Annotated in this window: 23 protein-coding genes and 2 pseudogenes; all 25 read left to right on the top strand. The window is 53.0% G+C overall.

Annotated features, from left to right (window positions below; all coding sequences use genetic code 11):
• Positions 1 to 225 precede the first annotated feature (225 nt).
• The 25 genes and pseudogenes from FYJ60_RS01030 to FYJ60_RS00915 all read left to right on the top strand — a co-directional run bounded on the left by FYJ60_RS01030 (position 226) and on the right by FYJ60_RS00915 (position 25,445).
• Positions 226 to 849, top strand: a complete 624-nt coding sequence (locus tag FYJ60_RS01030; protein WP_154456733.1) for a DUF6465 family protein — start codon at positions 226 to 228, stop codon at positions 847 to 849.
• A 457-nt stretch (positions 850 to 1,306) separates the two neighbouring features.
• Positions 1,307 to 1,711 (top strand): methylglyoxal synthase, encoded by a 405-nt coding sequence (locus FYJ60_RS01025; protein WP_154456732.1) that lies wholly within the window; start codon positions 1,307 to 1,309, stop codon positions 1,709 to 1,711.
• Between the two features lie 2 nt (positions 1,712 to 1,713).
• Entirely contained in the window at positions 1,714 to 2,286 is a 573-nt protein-coding gene (gene rsmD, locus FYJ60_RS01020; RefSeq protein ID WP_154456731.1) for a 16S rRNA (guanine(966)-N(2))-methyltransferase RsmD, read from the top strand.
• Position 2,287: 1 nt separating this feature from the next.
• Entirely contained in the window at positions 2,288 to 2,845 is a 558-nt protein-coding gene (coaD, locus tag FYJ60_RS01015) for a pantetheine-phosphate adenylyltransferase (RefSeq protein WP_154456730.1), read from the top strand.
• Positions 2,826 to 3,479 carry an ATPase gene (locus FYJ60_RS01010; protein ID WP_154456729.1) on the top strand — a complete coding sequence of 218 codons (654 nt, stop codon included), beginning with the start codon at positions 2,826 to 2,828 and terminating at the stop codon, positions 3,477 to 3,479. The genes coaD and FYJ60_RS01010 overlap by 20 nt, the downstream gene beginning before the upstream one ends.
• 150 nt (positions 3,480 to 3,629) lie before the next feature.
• On the top strand, positions 3,630 to 4,463 hold the full coding sequence (locus tag FYJ60_RS01005) for a GTP pyrophosphokinase (protein WP_154456728.1): 834 nt from the start codon (positions 3,630 to 3,632) through the stop codon (positions 4,461 to 4,463).
• A gap of 33 nt (positions 4,464 to 4,496) precedes the next feature.
• Positions 4,497 to 5,075: a hypothetical protein gene (locus FYJ60_RS01000; protein ID WP_154456727.1), complete on the top strand. Its 579-nt coding sequence runs from the start codon at positions 4,497 to 4,499 to the stop codon at positions 5,073 to 5,075.
• 15 nt (positions 5,076 to 5,090) lie between these two features.
• On the top strand, positions 5,091 to 6,101 hold the full coding sequence (locus FYJ60_RS00995; RefSeq protein ID WP_154456726.1) for an RluA family pseudouridine synthase: 1,011 nt from the start codon (positions 5,091 to 5,093) through the stop codon (positions 6,099 to 6,101).
• Positions 6,098 to 6,751: a signal peptidase I gene (gene lepB, locus FYJ60_RS00990; protein ID WP_154456725.1), complete on the top strand. Its 654-nt coding sequence runs from the start codon at positions 6,098 to 6,100 to the stop codon at positions 6,749 to 6,751. The genes FYJ60_RS00995 and lepB overlap by 4 nt, the downstream gene beginning before the upstream one ends.
• Before the next feature lie 262 nt (positions 6,752 to 7,013).
• Positions 7,014 to 7,547, top strand: a complete 534-nt coding sequence (locus tag FYJ60_RS00985; protein ID WP_154456724.1) for a Holliday junction resolvase RecU — start codon at positions 7,014 to 7,016, stop codon at positions 7,545 to 7,547.
• Positions 7,548 to 7,605: 58 nt separating this feature from the next.
• The gene (hisZ, locus tag FYJ60_RS00980) at positions 7,606 to 8,859 is read left to right on the top strand and encodes an ATP phosphoribosyltransferase regulatory subunit (RefSeq protein WP_154456723.1); all 1,254 of its coding nucleotides are present in this window, start codon (positions 7,606 to 7,608) and stop codon (positions 8,857 to 8,859) included.
• Positions 8,859 to 9,509, top strand: a complete 651-nt coding sequence (gene hisG / locus FYJ60_RS00975) for an ATP phosphoribosyltransferase (protein ID WP_154456722.1) — start codon at positions 8,859 to 8,861, stop codon at positions 9,507 to 9,509. Before hisZ ends, hisG begins: the two co-directional genes overlap by 1 nt.
• Positions 9,510 to 9,617: 108 nt before the next feature.
• Positions 9,618 to 10,913: a histidinol dehydrogenase gene (hisD, locus tag FYJ60_RS00970; protein WP_154456721.1), complete on the top strand. Its 1,296-nt coding sequence runs from the start codon at positions 9,618 to 9,620 to the stop codon at positions 10,911 to 10,913.
• A gap of 10 nt (positions 10,914 to 10,923) precedes the next feature.
• A complete protein-coding gene (hisB, locus tag FYJ60_RS00965; protein WP_154456720.1) occupies positions 10,924 to 11,523 on the top strand; it encodes an imidazoleglycerol-phosphate dehydratase HisB in 600 nt (199 codons plus the stop codon).
• A 72-nt stretch (positions 11,524 to 11,595) separates the two neighbouring features.
• A pseudogene (locus FYJ60_RS12905) lies at positions 11,596 to 11,961 on the top strand (HisA/HisF-related TIM barrel protein); the annotation flags it as partial.
• A gap of 222 nt (positions 11,962 to 12,183) precedes the next feature.
• Positions 12,184 to 12,495, top strand: a pseudogene (gene hisI, locus FYJ60_RS12900) (phosphoribosyl-AMP cyclohydrolase); the annotation flags it as partial.
• A 147-nt stretch (positions 12,496 to 12,642) separates the two neighbouring features.
• The gene (gene hemA, locus FYJ60_RS00955) at positions 12,643 to 13,887 is read left to right on the top strand and encodes a glutamyl-tRNA reductase (protein ID WP_205838912.1); all 1,245 of its coding nucleotides are present in this window, start codon (positions 12,643 to 12,645) and stop codon (positions 13,885 to 13,887) included.
• The gene (locus FYJ60_RS00950) at positions 13,877 to 14,335 is read left to right on the top strand and encodes a precorrin-2 dehydrogenase/sirohydrochlorin ferrochelatase family protein (RefSeq protein WP_154456717.1); all 459 of its coding nucleotides are present in this window, start codon (positions 13,877 to 13,879) and stop codon (positions 14,333 to 14,335) included. The genes hemA and FYJ60_RS00950 overlap by 11 nt, the downstream gene beginning before the upstream one ends.
• A 27-nt stretch (positions 14,336 to 14,362) precedes the next feature.
• Positions 14,363 to 15,286 carry a hydroxymethylbilane synthase gene (gene hemC, locus FYJ60_RS00945; protein ID WP_154456716.1) on the top strand — a complete coding sequence of 308 codons (924 nt, stop codon included), beginning with the start codon at positions 14,363 to 14,365 and terminating at the stop codon, positions 15,284 to 15,286.
• Between the two features lie 61 nt (positions 15,287 to 15,347).
• Positions 15,348 to 16,877 (top strand): uroporphyrinogen-III C-methyltransferase, encoded by a 1,530-nt coding sequence (gene cobA / locus FYJ60_RS00940; protein ID WP_154456715.1) that lies wholly within the window; start codon positions 15,348 to 15,350, stop codon positions 16,875 to 16,877.
• Between the two features lie 55 nt (positions 16,878 to 16,932).
• Positions 16,933 to 17,916: a porphobilinogen synthase gene (hemB, locus tag FYJ60_RS00935; protein ID WP_154456714.1), complete on the top strand. Its 984-nt coding sequence runs from the start codon at positions 16,933 to 16,935 to the stop codon at positions 17,914 to 17,916.
• Positions 17,917 to 18,057: 141 nt separating this feature from the next.
• Positions 18,058 to 19,344, top strand: a complete 1,287-nt coding sequence (hemL, locus tag FYJ60_RS00930; protein WP_154457057.1) for a glutamate-1-semialdehyde 2,1-aminomutase — start codon at positions 18,058 to 18,060, stop codon at positions 19,342 to 19,344.
• A 19-nt stretch (positions 19,345 to 19,363) separates the two neighbouring features.
• The gene (rnhA, locus tag FYJ60_RS00925; protein ID WP_154456713.1) at positions 19,364 to 19,858 is read left to right on the top strand and encodes a ribonuclease HI; all 495 of its coding nucleotides are present in this window, start codon (positions 19,364 to 19,366) and stop codon (positions 19,856 to 19,858) included.
• A gap of 23 nt (positions 19,859 to 19,881) precedes the next feature.
• Positions 19,882 to 21,123: a tyrosine--tRNA ligase gene (gene tyrS / locus FYJ60_RS00920; protein ID WP_154456712.1), complete on the top strand. Its 1,242-nt coding sequence runs from the start codon at positions 19,882 to 19,884 to the stop codon at positions 21,121 to 21,123.
• A 320-nt stretch (positions 21,124 to 21,443) separates the two neighbouring features.
• Entirely contained in the window at positions 21,444 to 25,445 is a 4,002-nt protein-coding gene (locus tag FYJ60_RS00915) for a Cna B-type domain-containing protein (protein WP_154456711.1), read from the top strand.
• Positions 25,446 to 25,465 lie beyond the last annotated feature (20 nt).

Genomic DNA, 25,465 nt, shown 5'->3' with positions numbered 1-25,465 from the left:
GCGGCGGAGGTTCCCGCAGAAGGTGCGTTTTACACAAAAAAAGCCGTTTTGGTCTGGTCATAATCACAACCGTTTTCCGAAAGAAGAGAGTTCTTGTGTGTCAAATGACGAAAATTTGCAGACATCTTGATTCTTATTGTTTTATAAACTATTATTAACCAGAAGCGATTTTCCTGTCGGCGCATTCGGCGCCATCAGATCTTTCATTCCGGGAGGAGAGAAAAAATGGCAGAATTAAAGAAAACAGAGACTGCAGCACCAAAAGAAGAAAAGATAACAGAGACTGCAGCTGTAAAAGAAGAAGAGAAAAAAACGATAGCCGCAGTAAAGGAAAATGCGGAGAAGGCAATCGGCGAGGCCGCCGGAAAAGCCAGGGAAACCGCAGATGCAGTAAAGAAGTCTGTAGATACCGCTGTAAAGAGCGTCAAGAAAGCTGCTCCGAAAACACGTGCCCGGAAGACTGAGAAAAAAGCAGCGGATGAATCTCTGACAAAGAAAGCAGCGGATAAAATCGAACAGGCGGAAAAGAAGGTTGAAGCAATGAAGGAAGAAATCAAGAAGGAAGCGGCTCCGGTGAAAGAGGAAGTGAAAAAAGCGGTAGGCAGAAAGCCGGCCGGAAGAAGAAAGACAGCCGTTAAGAAGGCGGAGGAGCCCAAGAGAGAGATCACTGCGGTTCTGCAGTATATGGGAAGAGAATTCTCTTTCGATGATATTCTGAAAAAGGCAGATACCGTCCTTGACAGAGAGGGCAGAAAGACCGCGGACGTAAAGCTTTACGTAAAGCCGGAGGACGGAAGAGTATACTATGTCATCAACGACGGAGAGGATATCGGCAGCTTCGAGCTGTAAAAAGAATCCGGACTGAATGGCAGTGAATTTACTGCTGCGGTCAGATGCCGGCAGGCAGCTTCGGGCTGTAAATAGAATCCGGACCGTCGGACGGAAGACGGGCTGCAGCTTTGTATGTGGAAAGGAAAATCCCGGGAAAGACCCGCAGGAAATTTTTCTTCAGGCATACAGAAGCGGCAGCCCTCTTTTATGCGTTTTTTATGTTTTTTATGTTTTTTATGCGGCCTGTGCGGCCTTTACACATCCGTCCGGCCGGGATATACTGTTCAAATACCGTTAAAACCCGTTCTTTTCCTTGTGGGTTAGCAAAACACTAGGGTAATAATCTATAAAATTACAAATATTATTGCCATTTTCTTGTGCATTTGTTATAATGAATTTGCCATTTATCATGTGGTGCAATGGATGACATTAAAATCACAATCGTTTCAGCTGCAGAAAGGAAATGACACCGGGCATGAACATCGGAATAATTGCACATAACAGTAAAAAGAGCCTTATTGAAGATTTCTGTATTGCGTACAAGGGAATCCTTGCACGGCATGAGATATATGCAACTGGAACAACCGGCCGCAGAATAGAGGAAGTAACCAATCTTCATGTACATAAATTTCTGGCGGGAAGCCTTGGGGGAGATAAGCAGTTCACGGAAATGATTGAAAGAAACGACATGGATATGGTCATCTTTTTCTATAACTCCGCCATCACAGAGCCCAGGGAGCCGGATGTCGCGAAGATTGTCCGCGCCTGCGACCAGTACAACATCCCTGTGGCGACCAACATTGCCACGGCGGAAATGCTGATTCTCGGTCTGGACAGAGGAGATCTCGACTGGAGAATTCAGTACAAAGAGGATATGTAAGCATGAGAGTTATCGCCGGAAAGTGCAGAAGTCTGCCGCTGAGGACGATTGACGGAAACGGAATACGACCGACAACAGACCGGATCAAGGAAACCCTGTTCAATATCATCCAGGGGGAGATTCCGGGCTGTTATTTTCTTGACCTTTTTGCGGGAAGCGGGGCCGTCGGAATCGAGGCGCTGAGCCGCGGAGCAGAATACGCCTGCTTTGTGGAACAGAACCGGCAGGCACTGAAAGTAATAAGGGAAAATCTTGCCTTTACGAAGCTGGATGCGGATGCGGACGTTGCCGCCGGGGATGCGGCTGCCATGGTCCGGAATCTGCGCCCGAAAAAGCCGTTTGACGTGGTCTTTATTGATCCGCCATATTCCTGCGGCCTGGAGCGTCAGGCATTGGAGGCCATCCGTGACGCGTCCTGCGTGACAGATGATACGCTGTTTATTGTAGAGGCCAGGCTGGGAACGGATTTTTCTTATCTGGAAAGTCTGGGCTACCGTCTCCTGCGCGAAAAAAAGTACAAGACAAACGAGCATGTATTCCTGAAACGAAAGGAAAATCAGGAGAAAGAGCACTGAAATGAGTATTGCTGTATACCCCGGAACGTTCGATCCGGTCACCTTCGGACACCTTGATATTATCAAAAGATCCTCCCGGCTTTTTGACCACGTAATCATAGGCGTCCTGTTTAATTCAGCAAAAACTCCGTTGTTTTCTGTAGAAGAACGTGTTAATATACTTAGGAAAGCGACAGAGGACATTCCGGGTGTGGAAGTGCGCTGTTTTAACGGGCTTTCTGTAGAATTTGCGAGAAGCTGCGGGGCGAATGTCATTGTCCGCGGTCTGAGGCTTATTACGGATTTTGAATATGAGTTGCAGATGGCGCAGACAAATAAAAAGCTTGCTCCGGATGTGGACACGACATTCCTGTTCACTTCACTGCAGTATTCGTATCTCAGTTCCACTACGGTAAAAGAGGTTGCCGCTTTCGGTGGAGATATCAGTGAGTTTGTACCGGATTTTGTGGCGGAGGCCATCAAAAAGAAGTACGGGCTCCGGAAAATCGGGACGGAAGGGCGTCCGGATGAATTTAAGGGGATACGAGGAGAGCGTAAAAATGAGCAGCAGCAGAATTGAGCAGATCATCGAAGAAATTGAGGAGTATGTAGAGAACTGCCGGTACCAGCCTTTGTCTACAACCAAGATCATTGTAAACAAGGAGGAGCTGGAAGAATTACTCCGGGAGCTCAGGCTGAAAACGCCGGATGAGATCAAGCGTTATCAGAAAATTATCGGGAACAAGGACGCAATTCTTGCGGACGCCCAGTCCAAGGCGGATAAAATCGTGGCGGATGCCCACGAACAGGCCAAAAAACTGATTTCCGATACCGAAATCATGAAGGAGGCCTATGCTCAGGCCAACGAAACAGTAAATGCTGCCAACAAGCAGGCGCAGGATATTGTGGATGAGGCTCAGACAGACGCCAACAACATCCGGACCAGCGCAATCGGTTACACCAGCGATCTTCTTTCCAATATTTCCGACATCATGGGAAATACCCTGCACGAAGTCGGGGATAAATACAACGAGTTTACCATGTCACTGCAGAGCTATTACGATCTGGTCAATCAGAACAGAAATGAGCTTGCGCCCATGGAGGGCTCCAGAAATACGGCGTCTTCGGACAAGGCAGCTTCACCCGCGCCGACCGATACGGATGAAGATGACATCGATGATTACGATGACATAGATGACGGAGACGAGGACTAATTCAGAAGTTGTAATATCGGGGCTGTCGCTTTCCGCGCATACGTAGATGGATGTTCCGGAGGAATATTCTCTGTATGCGTCAGGCGGCAGCTCTTTTTCTTTCTCACTTTTCCGGCTACGGGAAACGGAGAAAGTATTCAGGTAACAGATATGGATATTGTACAGTGGCACAGGCTTCTCTACCCCTATGAGCAGGCGGTGGACGAGCTTATGCTGAAATTCAACTATATGAAGAAGGAATACCAGGTTCTCGGCAGATACTGTCCGATTGAGCATGTCATCGGGCGGGTCAAGAGTATTACCAGTATTCTGGACAAGCTGCAGAGAAAGAACGTTCCTCTGGAAAGGGTAGAGCAGGAAATTGAAGATATTGCGGGAATCCGCATTATCTGTCAGTTTGTAGAGGATATCAGCCGGATCGCGGACGTGATCTCCAAACGCAGCGACATTGAAGTGGTGGAGATCAAGGATTACATCCGGAACAAAAAGCAGAGCGGCTACCGCAGCTTTCATATGGTCGTGAAATATGTTGTGAATTCCCTGGACGGGCCGAGGACGGTCAATGTTGAGATTCAGATCCGTACCATGGCCATGGATTTCTGGGCGACCATCGAGCATTCCCTGCAGTACAAATACAAGGGAGAGATCCCGGAGCACGCGGATGTCCGCCTGAGCAATGCGGCTAACGCGGTGAGCGCCCTGGACAAAGTGATGTCCTCCGTGCGGGAGGATGTCATGGACGCGCAGCTCTCTTCCCAGATCCGGAACCAGATGGTCAAGGACATCGCGGTGACGATCGAGCGCCTGTACCGCATCACCCCGAAGCGCGAGGTGGAAAAAATACAGGATGAATTCTACCAGATCTACCAGACGGGAAACCTGGATCTTCTGACCAGGTTTTACGAGCAGATTCAGCTGATCGCCGAGACCTATAAGGCACAGGTAAACGAGCGCGGCGAGGGGTTGAAGAAAACTGACGACTGACCGGAGACAGCAGAAAAGGCGGGGCGGACCAGAATGAAAATAAGCAAGGGCGATTACGGATATATCAGAAGCCAGAAAATCAGAAGACTCGGCAGAACAGCGGCGCTTTTTGCCCTGGCGTTCGGCATCTTCGCCGTGGGGATGATCCTGAACCACGGGGACCGGAAAAACATTTATTCTATCGTGGCGGCCGTCGGGACAATTCCCGGCGCCATGTCCCTGGTCAGCACCATCATGATGTGGATGCGGCACCCTGTATCGGAGGAGCTGCACGAGGAGATTGCCCGTCACGGGGGCGATCTCCGGATCCTGTACGAGCTCTATCTGACGACCAGGGACATCAACCTGTTTCTGGACGCGACGGTCGTCTGTGGTCCTTATGTAACCGCGTATTCCTCCGAAAAGACAACCCCGCAGAACATTCACTTTATGGAAGAACACATCCGGAAATCACTGATGACAGAGCGGTTCAAGGAGTCGGTGAAAATCTTTTCCGTCTCCGAAAAAGATAAATTTCTGGAGCGGGTGGATCAGATCCGGGCAAAAAGGGAAGAACTGGAGACCGACCAGGATGACCAGAAGGCAGCCGTGCTTCAGGCTATCGCTCTTTAAGACAGGCAGGTTTTCATGAGAGAAATCACCATTCGGAAACAAAACGCAGAACAGCGCCTGGATAAATTTCTCCGCCGTTATCTTCCGGAAGCGGAAAACGGATTCCTGTACAAGATGCTCCGGAAAAAGAATATAAAGCTGAACGGACAGAAGGCCTCCGGCAGAGAACTGCTGCGGGAGGGGGATGTCATTCAGCTTTTTTTTGCGGAAGAAACGCTGAAAAAATTTATGGGAGAGAAAGAGGACGCGTTGCAGGCGAAGCCCCTGCCGGAGAAATGGATTCTTTACCAGGATTCCCGGATGCTGGCCGTAAACAAACCGGCGGGACTGCTCTCCCAGCCGTCGGCTTCCGGGGAGGACTCCCTGGTGGAAGAGCTGCGCGCCTATCTTTTGACAGACGGAGGCATGACGCAGGAGGATTTTCGGAATTACCGGCCGGGGGTCGTGAACCGCCTGGACAGAAATACCAGCGGCCTGGTGCTTGCGGCAAAAACCCTGGACGCCGCGCAGGCTCTTTCCCGGCTGATCCGGGAACGGAATGTGGAGAAATATTATCTGGCGGCCGTGTGCGGCAGCATGCGGGAGGAGCGGACGGTCCGCGCCTGGCTGAAGAAGGACGAGGCGTCCAATCAGGTGGAGGTTTCCGGGAGGGACTTCCCCGGCGCGGCGGAAATTGTGACGGGCTACGAGCCCCTGGAACACTACCGCTTCCGGGGACAGGACTACACCCTGCTGAAAGTCCGGCTGGTTACGGGAAAAACGCACCAGATACGCGCCCATCTGGCTTATATTGGACATCCGGTTGCCGGTGATGTAAAATATGGCAGGTATTCTGTAAACGCGGAGCTGAAGAAACAAACCGGATTCCGGAGGCAGGCTCTGCACGCCTGGAAAATCGTATTCCCGGAGCTGCCGGAACTGCCGGCGCTGTCCGGGATTTCCGGCAGGACACTGACGGCCGGCCTTCCGGATGATTTCCAGAGACTCAGGCGCCTTCTTTCGGGCTCCGGAGAGGAAATAACATGAACCAATCACAGAACAGAGACGACCGGGACCGGGAACACATAGAAAACACAGGAAAAGGGACAGACGGGGAAAAGGGGCAGAAATCCGCGAATTTCAAAAAGGAGCTGTTCAGCTATATCCGGATGATCGCCGTCGTCGTTCTGGTTATTGTGCTGCTGCAGGAGTTTATCATTATCAACGCGAGAATCCCGTCCGCTTCCATGGAGCCGACGGTCAGCGTCGGAAATCAGATTTTCGGAAGCCGCCTGACCTATAAATTCCGGGATCCGGAGCGCTATGACATCATCATTTTCCATGATCCGGACAACTCGAAGAAACTGCTGATCAAGAGAATTATAGGCATGCCGGGAGATACCGTGGATATTCGTGACGGCAGCGTCTATATCAACGGCTCGGAAACACCGCTGGAGGACAGCTTCTGCATGGAGCCTTCCAGTACGCTGGATGGGAATCTTGTCTATCCGATTGTGGTGCCCTCCGACAGCTACTTTGTCCTGGGGGACAACCGGATGGATTCCAACGATTCCCGTTTCTGGACCAACACGTTTGTCCAGAAGGATGAGATCCTTGGGAACGCTGTGTTCCGCTACTGGCCGGTCTGGGAGATCGGACCCATCCACGGGGCGGAGGCCGGCTGGTACAATCCGTAGGGCGTGTAAGCACGCCATTTTGCCGGTAGGCAGGATGGCATTTACAAGAATAAAACGGCTGCCTGCAGCGAAGAACGTCTGCGTGCGCCGGGATACAGAGGCAGAGGGATACAGAGTGGATGCAGGCCAGACAGCATGTAACCAATGAGGCAGCGAGACCATTGGCGCAGATACGGTAAGTGCCGGGTCTGCACAGGTCTCTGTAAGTGTCAGGGCGTAAGCGGAACAGGGAGAACGGCCGGGAGAAGGAAGAGGGAGAACGATGAGTACATGGAATTCCCGCGGGCTGCGCGGCTCTACGCTGGAGGACATGGTCAACCGGACCAACGAGCAGTACAGAGAAAAAGGGCTGGCGCTGATCCAGAAGGTTCCCACGCCCATCACACCGATTACGATTGACAAGGAGAGCCGGCATATCACGCTGGCTTATTTTGAACAGAAAAGCACCGTGGACTATATCGGCGCCGTGCAGGGCATTCCCGTGTGCTTTGACGCGAAGGAGTGCCGGACAGACACCTTCCCCTTAGCCAATGTCCATCCCCACCAGGCTGCTTTTATGGAGGATTTTGAGAAACAGCAGGGGGTTGCCTTTCTGCTGATCTTTTATTCCGATCGGGACCAGCTCTATTATCTCCGGTTCCGCGAGCTGCGGAAATTCCTGGACCGGATGGACCGCGGAGGACTGAAACGGATTCACCGGGAGGAGCTGGATGCGTCCTTTTACCTGCCCCGGAAACCCGGAATCCTGGTCCCCTATCTGGACGGGATTCAGAAGGATCTGGAAGAAAGGGCTTGACAGGGTTGTTTTATATGATACCATAGTAGCGTGCTAAAGCGCTGATAAGGAGTGAACGATGGACAGACGGATACATACTCCGGAGGGAGTAAGGGATATTTTCGGGATCGAGTGCGACAAGAAGAGATATCTGGAGAGAAAGATAGAAAAACTGTTTCATTCATACGGGTATCAGTCGATCGAGACCCCCGGCTTTGAATTTTTCGACGTGTTTTCCAGAGAGGTGGGAACCATCCCTTCCGCCAGTCTTTACAAATTTTTCGACCGGGAGGGAAACACCCTTGTCCTCCGGCCGGATTTTACGCCTTCTGTCGCGAGGGCGGTTTCCATGTATTTTAAGGAGGAGGATATGCCCCTCCGCCTTTGCTATAACGGCAGCGTATTTATCAATAATTCCAGCCTCCAGGGAAGGCTGAAGGAATCCACCCAGATGGGCGTGGAATACCTGAACGACGACAGCCCGGAGGCGGACGCGGAAATTCTGGCTTTGGTTGTCACCATCATGAAAAATTCCGGCCTGGCGGATTTTCAGGTCAGCCTGGGACATGTGGATTATTTCCGCGCTCTTACCGAGGAGGCGAAGCTGACGGAAACCCAGGTGGAGGAGCTCCGCCATCTGATGGCCATCCAGAACCGGTTCGGCGTGCAGGAATACATTCAGCACCTGCAGCTGCGCCGGGATCTGGAGGAGGCGTTCTGCCGCATGCCGGAGCAGTTCGGCGGGATCGAGATGCTTCAGGCGGCGCAGGAAAAAGCCGGGAACCGCAGATGCCGGGAGGCCATAGAACGGCTGATCCGCATCTACGACCTTCTGAAGCTGTACGGATGTGAGCGATACATCACCTTCGACCTGGGAATGACTTCCCAGCTGCAGTATTACACAGGCATTATTTTCCAGGCGTACACCTACGGCTCCGGGGACGCCCTGATAAAAGGCGGAAGATACAACCGGCTGATCGAGCGCTTCGGGAAAAAAGCGGACGCGGTCGGGTTTGCCACAGAGGTGGACCAGCTCCTGATTGCGCTGGACAGACAGCATGTGGCTCTCCCGGTGGAGGATATCAAGACCATGGTGCTCTATCCGGTTTCCCTGGAACCGCTGGCCATCCGTTTTTCCGCGGCGCAGCGGAAGAAGGGAATTGAGGCTGCCTGCGTCCGTTTCCAGGCGGACAAAGTTTTGGATGATTACCGGCGCTACGGATCCAGAAACCAGTTCGGCGGCATTATCTATTTCCGCTCCGCGGAGGAGGTCTATGCCATCAACCTGAAGACGGGCGAGACGAGAAGGATTGAAGTGAAAGGATACATGTGATGAGATATCTGACATTTGCCCTGACAAAAGGGCGGCTTGCCGTTCAGACCATGGAGCTTCTGGAAAGGCTGGGAATCTCCTGTGAAGAAATGAAGGACAAGCATACCAGAAAGCTGATCTTCACCAATGAGCAGTACGGTCTGCGCTTTTTTCTGGCCAAGGGGCCGGATGTTCCCACCTATGTGGAATACGGAGCGGCGGACATCGGGATTGTCGGCAAGGATACCATCATGGAGGAAAATCGGAACATCTACGAGGTTCTCGACCTGGGCTTCGGCAGATGCAGGATGTGTGTCTGCGGGCCGGAGGCCAACAGGCATTACCTGCAGCACAACCAGCTGATCCGGGTGGCGACTAAATATCCACGGATAGCCAGGGATTATTTCTACGAGAAGAAGAACCAGACGGTAGAGCTGATCAAGCTGAACGGATCCATCGAGCTTGCGCCCATTGTGGGGCTGTCCGAGGTCATTGTGGATATTGTGGAGACGGGAAGCACCCTGCGGGAAAACGGGCTGACGGTTTTGGAGGAGATCTGTCCGCTGTCCGCGCGGGTTGTGGTAAACCCGGTCAGCATGAAAATGGACAACGCGAGAATTACACAGCTGATTCAGGCCATGCGGGCAAACCTGCCCGATGTCAGGAGTTGAGAGAAGCTGGTTATACGAAAAAAACAAAGGCACCTGGTCCGGGCGCGTGTTCCGTCGGGAACGGTGCGCCGCGGCAGGAGATTCGGAATCAGGAAGCGGGGATGAATCATGAAAATAGTGGAATTAAATGAGCAGACAAAGGCAGAGGTGCGGGAGAAGTTCCTGAACCGCAGCCCGAAACAGTTCGGAGAACAGGAAGCGGTCGTGAAGCAGATTATCGCGGACGTTGCGTCCAGAGGGGACGAGGCCTTGTTTTCCTACACGGAGAAATTTGACCACGCGAAGCTGACAAAGGAAACCATAGAGGTAACGGAGGAAGAGACAAAGGAAGCCTACGCGGCGGTGGATCCCTCGCTGGTAGAGGTGATCCGGAAGTCGCTGGTAAATATCCGGAGTTTCCATGAAAAACAGAAACAGAACAGCTGGATTACCACCGAAGAGAAGGGAATCCTCCTGGGGCAGAAGGTGACCCCCATGGAGAAGGCCGGTGTCTATGTTCCCGGCGGCAAGGCTGCCTACCCGTCCTCGGTCCTGATGAACATTGTGCCGGCGAAGGTGGCCGGTGTGGACGAGGTAATCATGGCGACGCCCTGCGGCAGAGACGGAAAGGTCAATCCGTCCGTGCTGGTGGCGGCCAAGGAGGCGGGCGCGGACCGCGTGTTCAAGATCGGGGGCGCGCAGGCGATTGCCGCTCTGGCGTTCGGCACGGAGAGCGTTCCCAAGGTGGACAAGATTGTCGGTCCCGGAAATATTTACGTCGCCCTGGCAAAGAAGGCCGTGTTCGGAAATGTCAGCATTGATTCGATCGCCGGTCCCAGTGAAATCCTGGTTCTGGCGGACGAGACGGCAAATCCCCGGTATGTGGCGGCGGATCTTCTCTCGCAGGCGGAGCATGATGAAATGGCCTCGGCCGTCCTTGTCACCACAAGCCGCAGTCTGGCGGAAAAGGTCAACGAAGAGATCGAGGGATTCCTTCAGGTTCTCTCCAGAAAAGAGATCATCCGCAAATCCCTGGAGGGGTACGGATGCATCCTTGTGACGGACAGCCGCAGGGAAGCGATTGACGCCGCCAACCTGTTTGCGCCGGAGCACATGGAGATTGTCATGAAGGACGCCTTCGAGGTGATGACGAAAATCCGCAACGCGGGGGCCATTTTTCTGGGAGAGTACAGCAGCGAGCCACTGGGCGATTACTTCGCGGGACCGAATCACGTGCTGCCCACCAGCGGGACGGCCAGATTCTTCTCCCCGCTGTCGGTGGAGGACTTTGTCAAGAAGTCCAGCATTATCCATTACTCCAGGGAGGCGCTGGAAGAGATTCACAGGGACATCGAGCAGTTTGCAAAATGCGAGCAGCTGACCGCGCATGCCAATTCCATTGCGGTCCGTTTTGAGGAAAAATAAGGATTTTGCCATGAATGAGGAAACAACACGCTGCAGTACCGTGGAGCGGAATACAAAGGAAACAAAAATAAAGATCAGCCTGAATCTGGACGGAGAGGGAAAGTATGAGATCGACACAGGGGTTAAGTTTTTTGACCACATGCTCTCCGGCTTTGCCCGGCACGGGCTTTTTGACCTGACTGTAAAGGTGGAAGGAGACATCGAGGTGGACGACCACCACACCATTGAGGACACGGGAATTGTACTGGGAACCGCCATCCGCCGGGCGCTGGGCGATAAATCCGGAATCCGCCGGTACGGAAGCAGCATCCTGCCCATGGACGAGACACTTGTGATGACCGCCGTGGATCTGGGCGGCAGGCCTTACTTCCGGTTTCAGGGAGACTTTGACGCGGACCGCTGCGGCGATATGTCCACGCAGATGGTGCGGGAGTTCTTCTATGCAATCTCCTACAGCGCCGCCATAAACCTCCATATGAAGATTCTGGACGGGGTCAATGACCACCACAAGGCGGAGGCGCTGTTCAAGTCCTTTGCCCGCGCGCTGTCCGAGGCAGCTGCCAAAGACCCGAAAATCCACGGCGTCCTGTCCACCAAGGGAAGCATCTAAGCCTGCGCGTCCGGAAAGGAGTTCCGGTTCTGCCTGTCCGGGGCAGCATCGGCGCACAGAGAAGGAGAGGTTATGAACTACGAGATCGTGAGCATTTATCTGAAAGACGGAAGGAATGCCACCGGCCTGTCCGGCCAGAGCGGGGCGGCGGAGTGCTGCGTCGGCAGCTACGAGCCCTATGCCATCATGATGGGGTGTCAGAATAACGGGGATCGTGCCATGATGGTTTTCGATCTTGCCAGGGACAGCGAGGAAGAGGCCGTAAACCTGGAGAAGCTTCGCCTCCTCTGCAGAGACGGTGCCATTCCGGTTTACGCCGCCGGGAAAATCGAAAATCTTGAGAATATCCGCACGTATCTGGATCTGGGGTGTGAAAAGGTATTCCTGAATTTCCGCTCTTCCTGCGGGGAAAAGCTTCTGGAAGAGGCTGCCGCGGCGTTCGGAAGAGGGAAGCTCGGCTGGTATATGGAGACGCCGGAGCAGGTTCCCGAAAACGGGGCGCTGCCGGAGCAGGAGGTCAGCATGCTGCTGCTGGAGCCTGCCGCCGCGGGTGTGAAGGACAGAACAAAGCTTCCGGTCCTGCTGCACGAGGAAAAGCGGGCAGTCTGCACCGCGGACAATGTTCCGACGTATGTATACAAGAGCGCCATTCCGTGGGAGAAATTCAAGAAAAACAGCGACGGGCTGGTTCCCGTTGTGGTGCAGGATTACAAAAACAACGACGTCCTGATGGTCGCCTATATGAATCAGGAGGCTTTTGAGGCCACCTGCAGGACCGGGCGGATGACCTACTGGAGCAGAAGCCGCCGGGAGCTCTGGGTAAAGGGGCTTACCTCCGGGCACTTTCAGTTTGTGCGGAGCTTGACGCTGGATTGCGATAATGATACAATTCTGGCGCGGGTAGCGCAGATAGGGGCTGCCTGCCACACCGGACACAGGAGCTGCTTTTTCAAACAGCTGGTCCGGACAGATGGGGAATATCGTCAGGATGACTGACTGACACAGAAAGAAAGAGCATCAGCGGGGATGCCTGGACAGCGGAGAATACTGGAAACAGTGTCTCTCCGCTCTTTTTTAGTGTATAAGTCCAGCCGCAATATATTTCAATTAGGAGTTGTTATGCTGCATATGATTGGTACGGATTACTCGCTGGCCCCGGTCAGCGTGCGGTCCGTGTTTGCCTGCACAAAGGCGGAGAGTGTATCGCTGATGGAGACCGTCCGCAAGGAGCTGCAGGCGGAAGGCGTTCTGATTCTGAATACCTGCAACCGTTTTGAACTCTGGATCAGCGTCAGCGGGCAGAAGAACGGGGGAGAGGCCAGACTTACGGAGCGCCTTTTCCGTGTGCTGTGCAAGGACAGGCGGGTGGCTCCGAAGGATTACCGGAGCTTTTTTGTCAACCGAAGCCAGGAGGAGGCGGTAAAGCACCTGTTCTGGCTTACCTGCGGGCTGAAGTCCGCCATTCTGGCGGAGGATCAGATACTGACCCAGGTGAAGGACGCGCTTACCTTTTCCCGTGAGAACGGATTTGCGGACAGCAGTCTGGAGGTCTTGTTCCGGATGGCGGTAACCGCGGCCAAGAAGGTTAAGACAGAGGTGAAGTTCAGCCGCGCGGATTCCTCCGCGATCGAGCAGGCGGTCAGCCTTCTGAAGCAGCGGGGCTTCGCCCTGCAGGGGAAGAAATGCCTGGTGATCGGGAACGGGGAGTACGGCCGTCTGGCCGCCGTTGTCCTGCGGGAGCAAGGAGCGGATGTGATGATGACGGTCCGCCAGTACCACCACGGCCTTGTGCATGTGCCGGAGGGCTGCCGGCAGGTGGATTACGAGTCCCGGTACGAATACCTGGCCTACGTGGATCTGGTTGTCAGCGCTACCAGCAGTCCGCACTGCACCATCCACAGGGAAGAGCTTCTTGCCTGCCGGATCGACCATCCGCTGGTGCTGATTGACCTGGCGGTTCCCAGGGATATCGAGCCGTCGATTGCGGGAGAGGACGGTTTTACACTGTTTGATATTGATGATTTTTATACCAGGGACAGTTCCCTGAACCGGGACGCGTGGTACCAGGCGGATGAAATCCTGAACCAGGCCATGCAGGATTTCTGGACCTGGGAGAATAACCGTTTTCTGGTGAAGAAAATCAAAAAGGTACAGGGACTGGCGGTGGAGGATCTGGATCTCCGTCTGCACAAGGTGATCGGCAGGCTGGAGCTTCCCGATGCGGAAAAGAAGGAGCTGCTGGAGGAGATCAACCGGGCGGCGGGAAAAACCATCGGCAAGCTGATCTTCGATCTCCAGGACAATATTTCCGGGGATCTGTTTGAGGAGGCCGTCAGCGGCATGGAGAAGATCTATGAAGAATAAATATTTTCCGTTTTTTGTCGATCTTTCGGAAAAACAGGTTGTTGTGATCGGCGCGGGCAGCATTGCGTCCAGGCGGGTGCGCACCCTGCTATCCTTTGCGGATCACATTACGGTTGTGTCGCCGGAAGCCACGGAGGAGATCGCGGGGCTTGCCGCAGAGGGAAAAATCCGTTGGATCAAGGAGAAATACAGCCGGGAAAGGCTGGCGGACGCGGATCTCGTTCTTGCCTGCACCGATCATCCGGAGGTCAACAGCGACATTCACGCCGCCTGTAAATGTCTGGGAATCCCGGTCAACCTCTGCAATGACAGAACCCGCTGTGACTTTTATTTTCCGGGCATCGTGGAGAAGGATAACGTCGTGGTCGGGATTACGGCAAGCGGGAGCGACCATCATCTGGCCAGACAGGTACGGGAAATAATCAGCAGCGCACTGGAGAAAATCTGAGGCCTTTGCCGGAAAGGACAGCAGGATATGCAGAAAAAGAAAATAGTAATCGGGAGCAGGGAGAGTGCTCTTGCTGTTGTGCAGAGCCGCCTGGTCATCACCTGGCTGAAGGAGCATCATCCGGAGGTGGAGGCACAGCTTCTGACTATGAAGACAACGGGAGATAAAATACTGGACCGCAGGCTGGACCAGATCGGCGGTAAGGGACTCTTTGTAAAGGAGCTGGACCGTGCTCTTCTGGATCATAAGACCGATTTTTCCGTCCACAGCACCAAGGATCTTCCGATGGAAATACCGGAGGAGCTGCCACTGGTGGCGTTTTCCTCCAGAGAGGATCCCAGGGATGTGCTGGTTCTTCCCAAAGGTCAGGAAAGACCGGATCTGACAAAGCCCATCGGAACCTCCTCGCTGCGCCGGATCATCCAGCTGAAGAGGCTATTTCCGGAAGCGGAATTCCAAAGCGTCCGGGGAAATCTGCAGACCCGGATCCGGAAGCTGGACGAGGGACAGTACGGCGCCATTGTCCTGGCTGCCGCTGGAATGAAACGAATGGGGCTTGCCGGACGGATCAGCGGTTATTTCGATACGGCGGATGTTATTCCGTCGGCCGGACAGGCAGTGCTTGCTGTACAGGGAAGAAGAGACGGGGACGCTTCGATGTTTCTGGATTTTACAGACCAGGACGCAGCGGACGAGGTTACCGCAGAGCGTTCTTTTGTGACGTACCTGAACGGCGGCTGCTCTTCTCCGATCGCAGCCCACGCGCAGGTCTCCGGAGGGGAGATACATCTGGACGGCCTGTATTTTGATGAGAATACCAGAGAAGCCTTTCGGGGAAATCTTTCTGGCGGACGTGAGAAAGCGGAACAGCTGGGTGTAAAACTGGCGCAGATGCTGCAAAGGCACGAGGGGGAATATCTGGGTACAGAGGACAGAGAAGAGAACATCTGAACAGATGAAAGATAGTTTCAAGTTTCCCGGAAAAACCGGGATGCAAAAAGGAGCGGAAACCATGAATACTGGAAAAGTCTGGCTGGTTGGCGCAGGCCCCGGAGACGCGGGCCTTTTTACCAGAAAAGGATACGAGGTGCTGCAACAGGCGGATGTGGTGGTCTATGACAGTCTCGTGGGGGACGGCGTACTTGCCATGATCCCGGAGAATGCGCGGAAGATTAACGCCGGCAAGCGATCCTCCCACCATACCATGCCACAGTGGAAGATGAACGAGCTGCTTTTGGAGGAGGCGCAGAAGGGAAACCGGGTAGTCCGCCTGAAGGGGGGAGACCCCTTTCTGTTTGGCCGCGGCGGAGAGGAGCTGGAGCTGCTTGCGGAGCATCAGATCCCGTTTGAGGTAGTTCCCGGCATCACCTCCCCGCTGGCCGTTCCTGCCTACAACGGGATTCCCGTGACGCATCGGGATTATACGTCCTCCCTGCACATCATTACCGGGCACAAGAGAGAGGGGCAGGCATATGATATCAACTTTCGCGCTCTGGTGGAGACAGAGGGCACGCTTGTTTTCCTGATGGGGGTGGCATCGCTTCCGGATATCTGCAGGGGGCTGACGGATGCGGGGATGGATCCGCAGATGCCCGCCGCTGTCCTCCAGAAAGGCACGACCGCGGGACAGAAGCGAATTGTCGCCACGGTTTCCACGCTGCAGGAGGAAGTGGAAAGGCAGGGCGTGGAGACGCCGGCTATTATCGTGGTGGGAAAGGTCTGTGCGTTAGCGGACACCTTTGCGTGGTATGAGAAGCTTCCGTTGGCAGGCTGCAAGGTTCTGGTTACCAGACCCAAAGAGCTGGTTTCATCTATGTCCCATCGCCTTCGTGTGATGGGGGCGGAGGTTCTGGAAATTCCCGCCGTAGAGACCAGGCCGATTCGGGACAACAGGAGTCTGGAAAACGCGCTGGGTCATCTGCAGGAGTATTCCTGGATTGTGCTGACCAGCCCCACAGGGGTTAAAGTGTTTTTTGAATGTCTGCTGGAGTCCGGTAAGGATATCCGCAGTCTGGCTTCTGCCAGGTTTGCCGTGATCGGCGAGGGAACGGCAAAGGCGCTGCGGGAGAGAGGCATCCGGCCGGATCTGATGCCGTCTGTCTATGACGGGGATCATCTGGGCGCAGAGCTGGCAAAAAAAATAAAAGAAGAAAATCCGGACGGGACAGAAAAAATTCTGCTCCCACGCGCAGAGAAGGGGAACCGCAGCCTGGCGGAGCAGCTGCGGGAAGCCGGTGCGCAGGTGGATGACATACCCACCTATCAGACTATATACCGGAAACAGGATGTGGTAGATGTAAAGAGAGAGTTTGAAGAAGGACGGATTTTCTGCGCCGCCTTTACCAGCTCTTCCATTGTCCGCGCTTTCGTGCAGGCCAATGAGGGACTGGATTTTACGAAGGTGCGCGCCGCCTGCATTGGAAAGCAGACAAAAGCCACCGCAGACAGCTTCGGCATGCAGACGGAGATGGCGGAAAAAGCCACCATGGACGATCTGGCGGAGTTAATCCTCAGGATGTGGAATGCGTCTGGACGTTTGTGAAAAAGACAGTTACAATAGGCATTGCAGAAAAATAATAATTTCAGGAGGTATCGCTATGGATTTACTGTACAGACCGCGCCGCCTGCGCGGAAGTGCTGTTTTACGAAAAATGGTCAGAGAGACCCGTATGGATCCCTCATCTCTGATGTATCCCATGTTTGTGATGGAGGGAGAAAATAAAAAAGAAGAGATCCCTTCTATGCCGGGGCAGTACCGGTATTCCATAGACCGTATGCCGGAAATCCTGAATGAGCTGGCGGATGCCGGGGTAAGCAGTGTCATGCTTTTCGGTATTCCGGATAAGAAGGATGAAAAAGGTTCCGAGGCCTACAATCCGGACGGGATTGTACAGAGGGCGCTGCGCGCCGCAAAGAAAGAGGTGCCGGATCTGTTCTATGTGACAGATGTCTGCATGTGCGAGTATACCTCCCACGGTCATTGCGGACTGCTGAAGGGAAAGGACGTGGATAATGATCCCACGGTGGAACTGCTTGCCCAGACCGCGCTGTCCCATGTACAGGCAGGGGCGGACATGGTGGCTCCTTCGGATATGATGGACGGCCGTGTGCTGGGAATCCGGACAAAGCTGGATGAGAACGGCTTTTCGGAAATCCCGGTCATGTCGTATGCCGTGAAATACGCTTCTGCCTTCTACGGACCTTTCCGGGAGGCGGCGGATTCCGCCCCCTCCTTCGGAGACAGAAAGACCTATCAGATGGATTTCCACAACAGCCGGGAGGGAATCAAAGAAGCGCTGGCCGATGTGGAAGAGGGTGCGGACATTATTATGGTAAAACCCGCGATGTCCTTTCTGGATATGGTTACAAAAGTTCACGACGTGGTGGATGTCCCGGTTGCGGCCTACAGCGTAAGCGGAGAGTATGCCATGGTAAAAGCCGCGGCTTCCAAAGGCTGGATTGATGAGGACCGCATTGTCGGCGAGATGGCCACATCCACGTTCCGTGCCGGTGCGCAGATCTATATCACCTACTACGCGGAGCGGATTGCAAGGCTGATGAGGGACGGCGTAATCGGCTGAATGATGCAGGAGCTTTTCCTGTGCCGCTGGTATGTGCCACTGCGGAAGCAGAATCGGATCTTCACTCTTTCGCGCATTGCGGCGTGCTTTCGGATAGATTTTTGACTGGAACAGAACCTGGAACCGGATGGAGGAAATATGATGGACAGATCACAGCAACTGATGGACCGAGCGGTAAAGTTTATTCCCGGCGGGGTCAACTCACCGGTGCGTGCCTGCGGCAATGTGGGAATGGCGCCCCGTTTTATCCAGGGCGCCACAGGACCCTATGTGATAGACGCAGACAGCCGCCGCTATATTGATTATATCTGTTCCTGGGGACCCATGATTCTGGGTCACAACAACCCGGAAGTGCTGGACAAGGTCATCCGCGCCTGCGAGAACGGACTGAGCTTCGGCGCAGCCACAGAGGCAGAGGTGGATATCGCGGAATATATCTGCACCAGAATTCCCCATGTGGAGATGATCCGCATGGTGAACTCCGGAACAGAGGCAGTGATGAGCGCCATCCGTCTTGCCCGCGGCTATACAAAACGGGACAAGATCATCAAATTTGCGGGAAATTACCACGGACACAGCGACTGCCTGCTGGTAGACGCCGGAAGCGGTCTGATGACGGCCGGTATTCCCGGAAGTGCGGGCGTGCCGGCCGGCTGTACGGCGGACACCCTTTCCGCTGTGTACAATGATCTGGATTCTGTAAAGAAGCTCTTCGAGGCGAACGAAGGAAAGGTAGCCGCCGTCATTGTGGAGCCGGTAGCCGCCAACATGGGTGTTGTCCTGCCGGAGAAAGGATTCCTGAAGGGACTGCGCGAGCTCTGCACGCAGAACGGCGCACTTCTTATCTTTGACGAGGTGATCACCGGTTTCCGCCTGGCTTTCGGCGGGGCGGCGGAGAGGTTTAAGATTAAACCGGATCTGGTGACCTACGGAAAGATTATCGGCGGAGGCATGCCGGTCGGCGCCTACGGCGGGAGAAAGGAAATTATGGAGCTTGTCGCTCCGCTTGGACCGGTCTATCAGGCAGGAACACTTTCCGGAAACCCGGTCGCCATGGCCGCAGGCATGGAACAGCTGAAGCTTCTGGCCGAAAATCCGGACATCTACAGCAAGCTGGAGGCCGCAGGAGAGAAGCTGTACGGAGGTATGGAGAATCTGATCCGACAGTATGATCTTCCGTGTACGGTCAGCCACATCGGCTCTCTGGGCTGTGTATTCTTTACCTCTGCGGAGGTGAAAAACTATGAGCTGGCAAAGACCTCCGATACAGAGGCGTTCGCCGGATATTATAAATTTATGCTGGAGCACGGTATCCATCTGGCTCCGTCCCAGTTTGAGGCAATGTTCCTGTCACTGGCACATACCGATGAGATTCTGGATCAAACCCTGGAGGTGTTTGAGGATTACTGTAAATCGGTTTCCGCGTAAATCAGGATGGGAGGAAACGATGCAGCATGTAGATATTTACACAGACGGGGCGGCCCGCGGCAACCCGGACGGACCGGGCGGTTACGGATGTGTCCTCCGGTACATGGATTCCAGAGGAGGACTTCACGAGAAAGAACTCTCCCAGGGGTACATTCAGACAACGAATAACCGGATGGAGCTGATGGCTGCCATCGTCGGGCTGGAAGAACTGCGGAAGCCCTGTGAGGTGACGCTTTATTCGGATTCGCAGTACCTGATCCGGCCTTTTCAGGAGCACTGGATCGACAGGTGGGTGGCAAATGGCTGGACAAGAGGAAAGAAGGAACCGGTCAAGAACGTGGATCTCTGGAAGCGGCTGTTAAAGGCAAAGGAGCCGCACAGGGTAAACTTTGTGTGGGTTAAGGGACACAATGGCCATGAGATGAACGAGCGCTGTGACAGGCTCGCCACCTCCGCGGCGGACGGCGACGGTCTGATTCCGGATCCGGGATTTATCGCACAGGCATCATCATAATAAATAAAAATTGGAGGAAAACGATGACACTCTATGAGGAGCTGCAGGCACGTGGTCTGCTGGCACAGATGACAGACGAAAAGGAAATTGCAGAGCTGATTAACAACGGCAAGGCAACCTTTTATATCGGATTCGACCCGACCGCAGATTCCCTGCACGTAGGACATTTTATGGCACTTCTCCTTATGAAGCGCCTGCAGAACGCCGGAAACCGCCCCATTGCACTGGTGGGCGGAGGTACTGCCATGATCGGCGACCCCTCCGGGCGTTCCGATATGCGGAAAATGATGACCGTAGACATGATCGACCACAACGTGGAATGCTTCCGGAAACAGATGTCCCGCTTTATTGACTTCGGACCCGGCAAGGCGCAGATTGTCAACAACGCGGACTGGCTGCGCGACCTGAATTTTCTGGATTTTATGAGAGAAATCGGTTCCCAGTTCAATGTAAACGAGATGCTCCGGGCACGCTGCTACGTAAACCGTATGCAGACGGGGCTTTCTTTCCTGGAGTTTTCCTACATGCTGATGCAGAGCTATGACTTTTACCGTCTGTATCAGGATTACGGCTGCCAGATGCAGTTTGGCGGTGATGACCAGTGGTCCAATATGCTGGGCGGCATCAACCTGATCCGCAAAAAGCTGAGTAAGGACGCCTACGCCCTGACCATCAACCTTCTTCTGAAGCACGATGGAACTAAGATGGGAAAAACCGCGGGAGGAGCTGTCTGGCTGGATCCGGACAAGTACGCGCCGTATGATTTCTACCAGTACTGGAGAAACGTGGACGACGCGGATGTGCTGAAATTCCTGCGGATGATGACCTTCCTTCCGCTGGAACAGATCGACGAGATGGACAAGTGGGAGGGAAGCCAGCTGAACACGGCAAAGTCCATCCTGGCCTATGAGCTGACCTCTCTGGTGCACGGCGAGGATGAGGCGAAGAAGGCGGAGGCCGGAGCAAAGGCTGTCTTCATGGGTTCCGGAAGTCTGGACACCGTTCCTTCCGTGGAGCTTACCGCAGAGGACTTCAACGAGAACGATGGTATAGACATCATCAGCCTTCTGGTAAAAACCGGGCAGGCCGTCTCTCGCTCTGAGGGAAGAAGAGCCATCACCAAAGACCACAGCATCAGCGTGGGAGACAGCAAAATAGACGACTTTACCTTCGAGGTAAAGAAGCAGGACATCCCGAAAGAGGGACTGCTGATTAAGAAGGGAAAGAAAAATATCCGCAAGGTCGTGCTGGGAAGCAAAGGGTAAAAACAATAAGCGCAGCCAGGACGCAGAAAGCGGAATCATTTTGAAAACGCGATATCTGTAATGAATGAAAATGGCCGGAAACTCTGCGGATGCGGAGGATTCGGTCATTTTTGGACGATGTCCCGTCTTATCATTTCAGTTTTCTATGGTGCAAATCCGGTTGATACAATTCATGAATCGGTTTTGTAACAGAAATTCAAGCAAAAGAATTTACTTTCCTTTTTCCGTATGGTATAAGAAAATAAGAATTAATACTGATTTGTCTATCGTTAAGTATTCAGCAACTATTTCGATTCTATGTGCATGAAAGGCGGCTAATTTTGAAAAATCGAAAAAAGATTGGTGGACTGCTTCTGGCTTTGGCTCTGACTGTCAGCATGCTCCCGCAGACAGCTCTGGCAGAGGGGACCACAGAACAGGCATCGACTGGTTACCAGACGGAGGAACAGACTGACGCAGCCCAGACGGAAGAAACAACGGATGCAGCACAGGAACAGGGCGGGACAGACAAGACAACCGTAGAAACAAGCGCTTCGTCTGATGGAGAAGGTGTGGAAACAGAAAACGGGTCTGTTTCCGTTTCCGAAAGCACCGATATTTCTGATTATGGTGCAGATTTCAGACCCGGAGAAAAGGCAAACGAGCCTGGAGAATCATACCCGGCGGTATCATTTAATACAAAGGCTGATGACGGAACAGAGATTAACATCAGTGCAGCGGAGAATACACCTCCTGTTAAAATCGACTATGACGGTAAAGCAATTCATTCAGTTACCGATAGTGATGGCAATAAGATAATCTTATACTGCATGAATAATGAACTGCACTGGCCGCATGCAACTATTGATTCACCGGATGTGCCTCTTTATTCAGAAACGACATTTGAAGATTTTTTTAATGCGAATGGCATTACGGGTGAAGACCAGAAAACACTGAAAACCAAGCTGGAAAATCTTCTGTATGCAGGTTACCCATACAATGGGTATGGTCTGTATCAGATTGTGGACAGTGCTCCTGTAATTTCGGAGGAAGAATTTGATCAGCTGCTGACGCCACCTCAGTATCTTCGAGAAGATTTTCCGAATACTCTCGGTACCAATACCTTTAGCTATGCTGATCGTACCGACAGCAGCAAAATGGAACTGTTAAGGAACTTTTTAATAGAAGTGGGAAATTACTTCACAGGAGGTACCACACCTTCCGGGCTGAATTATCAGCAGCTGATGCAGCTTCCTTTCATTAGAGCGGCATATTGCATGGCTTATACGTATGATCCTGTACAGTCCTATACAGAGGCATATCTGACTGATTATCTTATAACAGAATCGCAGGCTTATGACGGTACGCGTGATGCCATTTGGTGGGTGTTAAAGAATGCCGGTTTACCGAAAAATGGTAGTGATGTTATGGACACCCAGCTGGTTAAAAATTTACTTGGCGCAGATACAAGGGATATGATTCTCACTGATCAGCCGGATGCCAGCAATGTCAGCGTGTCGGGAGACCCCACATTTTATTACAGCACCGATGATCAGAAGTGGCACACGGGGAAACTGACGCTTACGGCGCCGGCCAAATATAACGCAAAGTTTAAGTTAGCTCTTCCGGATGGCATAACGGAAGAGTCCGGGAAGACACAAATTAGTGCGGGCGAGGGCTTTTCACTGGTTTCCTCTGACAAGCCGGAGAAAACACCTTCCATTACGCTTTCAGCCACGATTCCCTGGATGGATTCGGATCTCAAGGTGTATGTGGCGGACAGCAAGGCGCAAGCTAGCGATGGAAAAGGGTACCAGAACATGATCGGCGCAGTTATTCGGCAGACGCCGGTTTCAATAACGGCAAGCCTGGCTGTGTCGCCTACTGTGAATTTTACATTTACTAAGGTATGGGAGGATGGGAACAATCAGGACGGAAAACGCCCGGTGCCTTCGACCTTTGTTTCCAAACTTCATCTGAAAGCGGATGGCGTCGAGGTGACAGGATATACGCCGACCGTCAAGGATAACGGAGATGGTACGTGGACTGTTCAGTATAAGGATTTACCAGGCCTTCCTAGTGGCAAGACCTATTCGGTAACTGAGGACAGTATACCTCCCTATACCAGTGTTTCAGATACGGTTAAGAACGACGGTAAGCTGAAGAATCATTATACGCCGGAGACTGTTACTGTATCCGGTAAAAAGATCTGGAATGACAATAACAATCAGGACAAGAAGCGTCCGGGAAGCATCACGGTCAGGCTGCTTGCCAATAACGAAGAAAAGACCCGCACGACAGTGAAGGCGGATGCGGATGGCAACTGGACATACAGCTTTGAAAACCTTCCGAAGTATGAGGACGGCAAGGAGATTACTTATACCGTCACGGAGGATGCAGTAGCAGAATACAGCACAGAAATCAAGGATTATAACATTACAAATTCCTACACGCCGGGAGAGACCAGCGTGACGGTCACCAAGGCCTGGGACGATCAGAATAACCAGGATGGGAAACGCCAGCCTGTGCAGGTGCAGCTATATGCGGATGGTGTGGAGGAAGGAACCCCGGTAACCCTGGGTGAGGCAGTGAACTGGACACACACCTGGGAGCACCTGGCAGAGAAGAAAGCCGGGAAGGCAATTACTTATACGGTAAGGGAGCTCACGGAGGTTCCCGGGTATACTTCACAGGTAACCGGGGATGCGAAAACCGGGTTTACGGTTATAAATACCCACACACCGGAAACAACCTCAGTGTCCGGCAAAAAGACCTGGAATGACGGGAACAACCAGGACGGGAAGCGTCCGGAGAGTATCACGGTCAGGCTGCTTGCCAATAACGAAGAAAAGACCCACACGACAGTGAAGGCGGATGCGGATGGCAACTGGACATACAGCTTTGAAAACCTTCCGAAGTATGAGGACGGCAAGGAGATTACTTATACCGTCACGGAGGATGCAGTAGCAGAATACAGCACAGAAATCAGGGATTATAACATTACAAATTCCTATACGCCGGGAGAGACCAGCGTGACGGTCACCAAGGCCTGGGACGATCAGAACAACCAGGATGGGAAACGCCAGCCTGTGCAGGTGCAGCTATATGCGGATGGTGTGGAGGAAGGAACCCCGGTAACCCTGGGTGAGGCAGTGAACTGGACACACACCTGGGAGCACCTGGCAGAGAAGAAAGCCGGGAAGGCAATTACTTATACGGTAAGGGAGCTCACGGAGGTTCCCGGGTATACTTCACAGGTAACCGGGGATGCGAAAACCGGGTTTACGGTCATAAATACCCACACACCGGAAACAACCTCAGTGTCCGGCAAAAAGACCTGGAATGACGGGAACAACCAGGACGGGAAGCGTCCGGAGAGTATCACGGTCAGGCTGTTTGCCAATAACGTAGAAAAGACCCACACGACAGTGAAGGCGGATGCGGATGGCAACTGGACATACAGCTTTGAAAATCTTCCGAAGTATGAGGACGGCCAGGAGATTACTTATACCGTCACGGAAGATGCAGTAGCAGAATACAGCACAGAAATCAAGGATTATAACATTACAAATTCCTATACGCCTGGAGAGACCAGCGTGACGGTCACCAAGGCCTGGGAGGATCGGAATAACCAGGATGGAAAGCGGCCGGAATCTGTACAGGTACAGCTTTATGCGGATGGTGTGGAAACAGGAGACCCGGTGACCCTCAGCGAAGGCGTGAACTGGACCTATACGTGGAACAATCTGGCAGAGAAGAAAGCCGGGAAGGCAATTACTTATACGGTAAGGGAGCTCACGGAGGTTCCCGGGTATACTTCACAGGTAACCGGTGATGCGAAAACCGGGTTTACGGTTATAAATACCTATACACCCGAAACAACGTCGTTAACCTTCACAAAGAAATGGGTAGATGACGGAAATAAGGATGGAACACGTCCCGGTGTTGGGAGCTTTATGCAGAGCCTCTCCCTTATGGACGGGGATGGAAAGGTAAACGGCTATGCCCCGGTTGTTAAAGATAATGGGGATAACACCTATACGGTCACCTATTCCGGACTGCCGAAATACAAAGACGGGAAGGAAATTTCTTACTTTGTTCAGGAGAAAAACATTGCCGGATATGTGCAAAGTTCATCGACTGTGAAGAACGGAGGGACTCTGACAAATACAAAGACAAATACAAAGGTTAAAACAGCTCTGACGGTCAGAGGAGGAGATTCTTCTCCAAAAACAGGTGATAATTCTAATATTTACCTGTACGGAATAGCTGGAGTTTCCGCACTTGCACTGCTTCTTCTGCTTCTTATGTGGAAGAAACGCAGGGACGGAAAGGCAGAATAAAGTAAATTGTAATTACCCTG

Source organism: Bilifractor porci (genome assembly GCF_009696005.1).
Taxonomy (GTDB): Bacteria; Bacillota; Clostridia; order Lachnospirales; family Lachnospiraceae; genus Bilifractor; species Bilifractor porci.
This window is presented reverse-complemented; position numbering and strand designations above follow the sequence as displayed.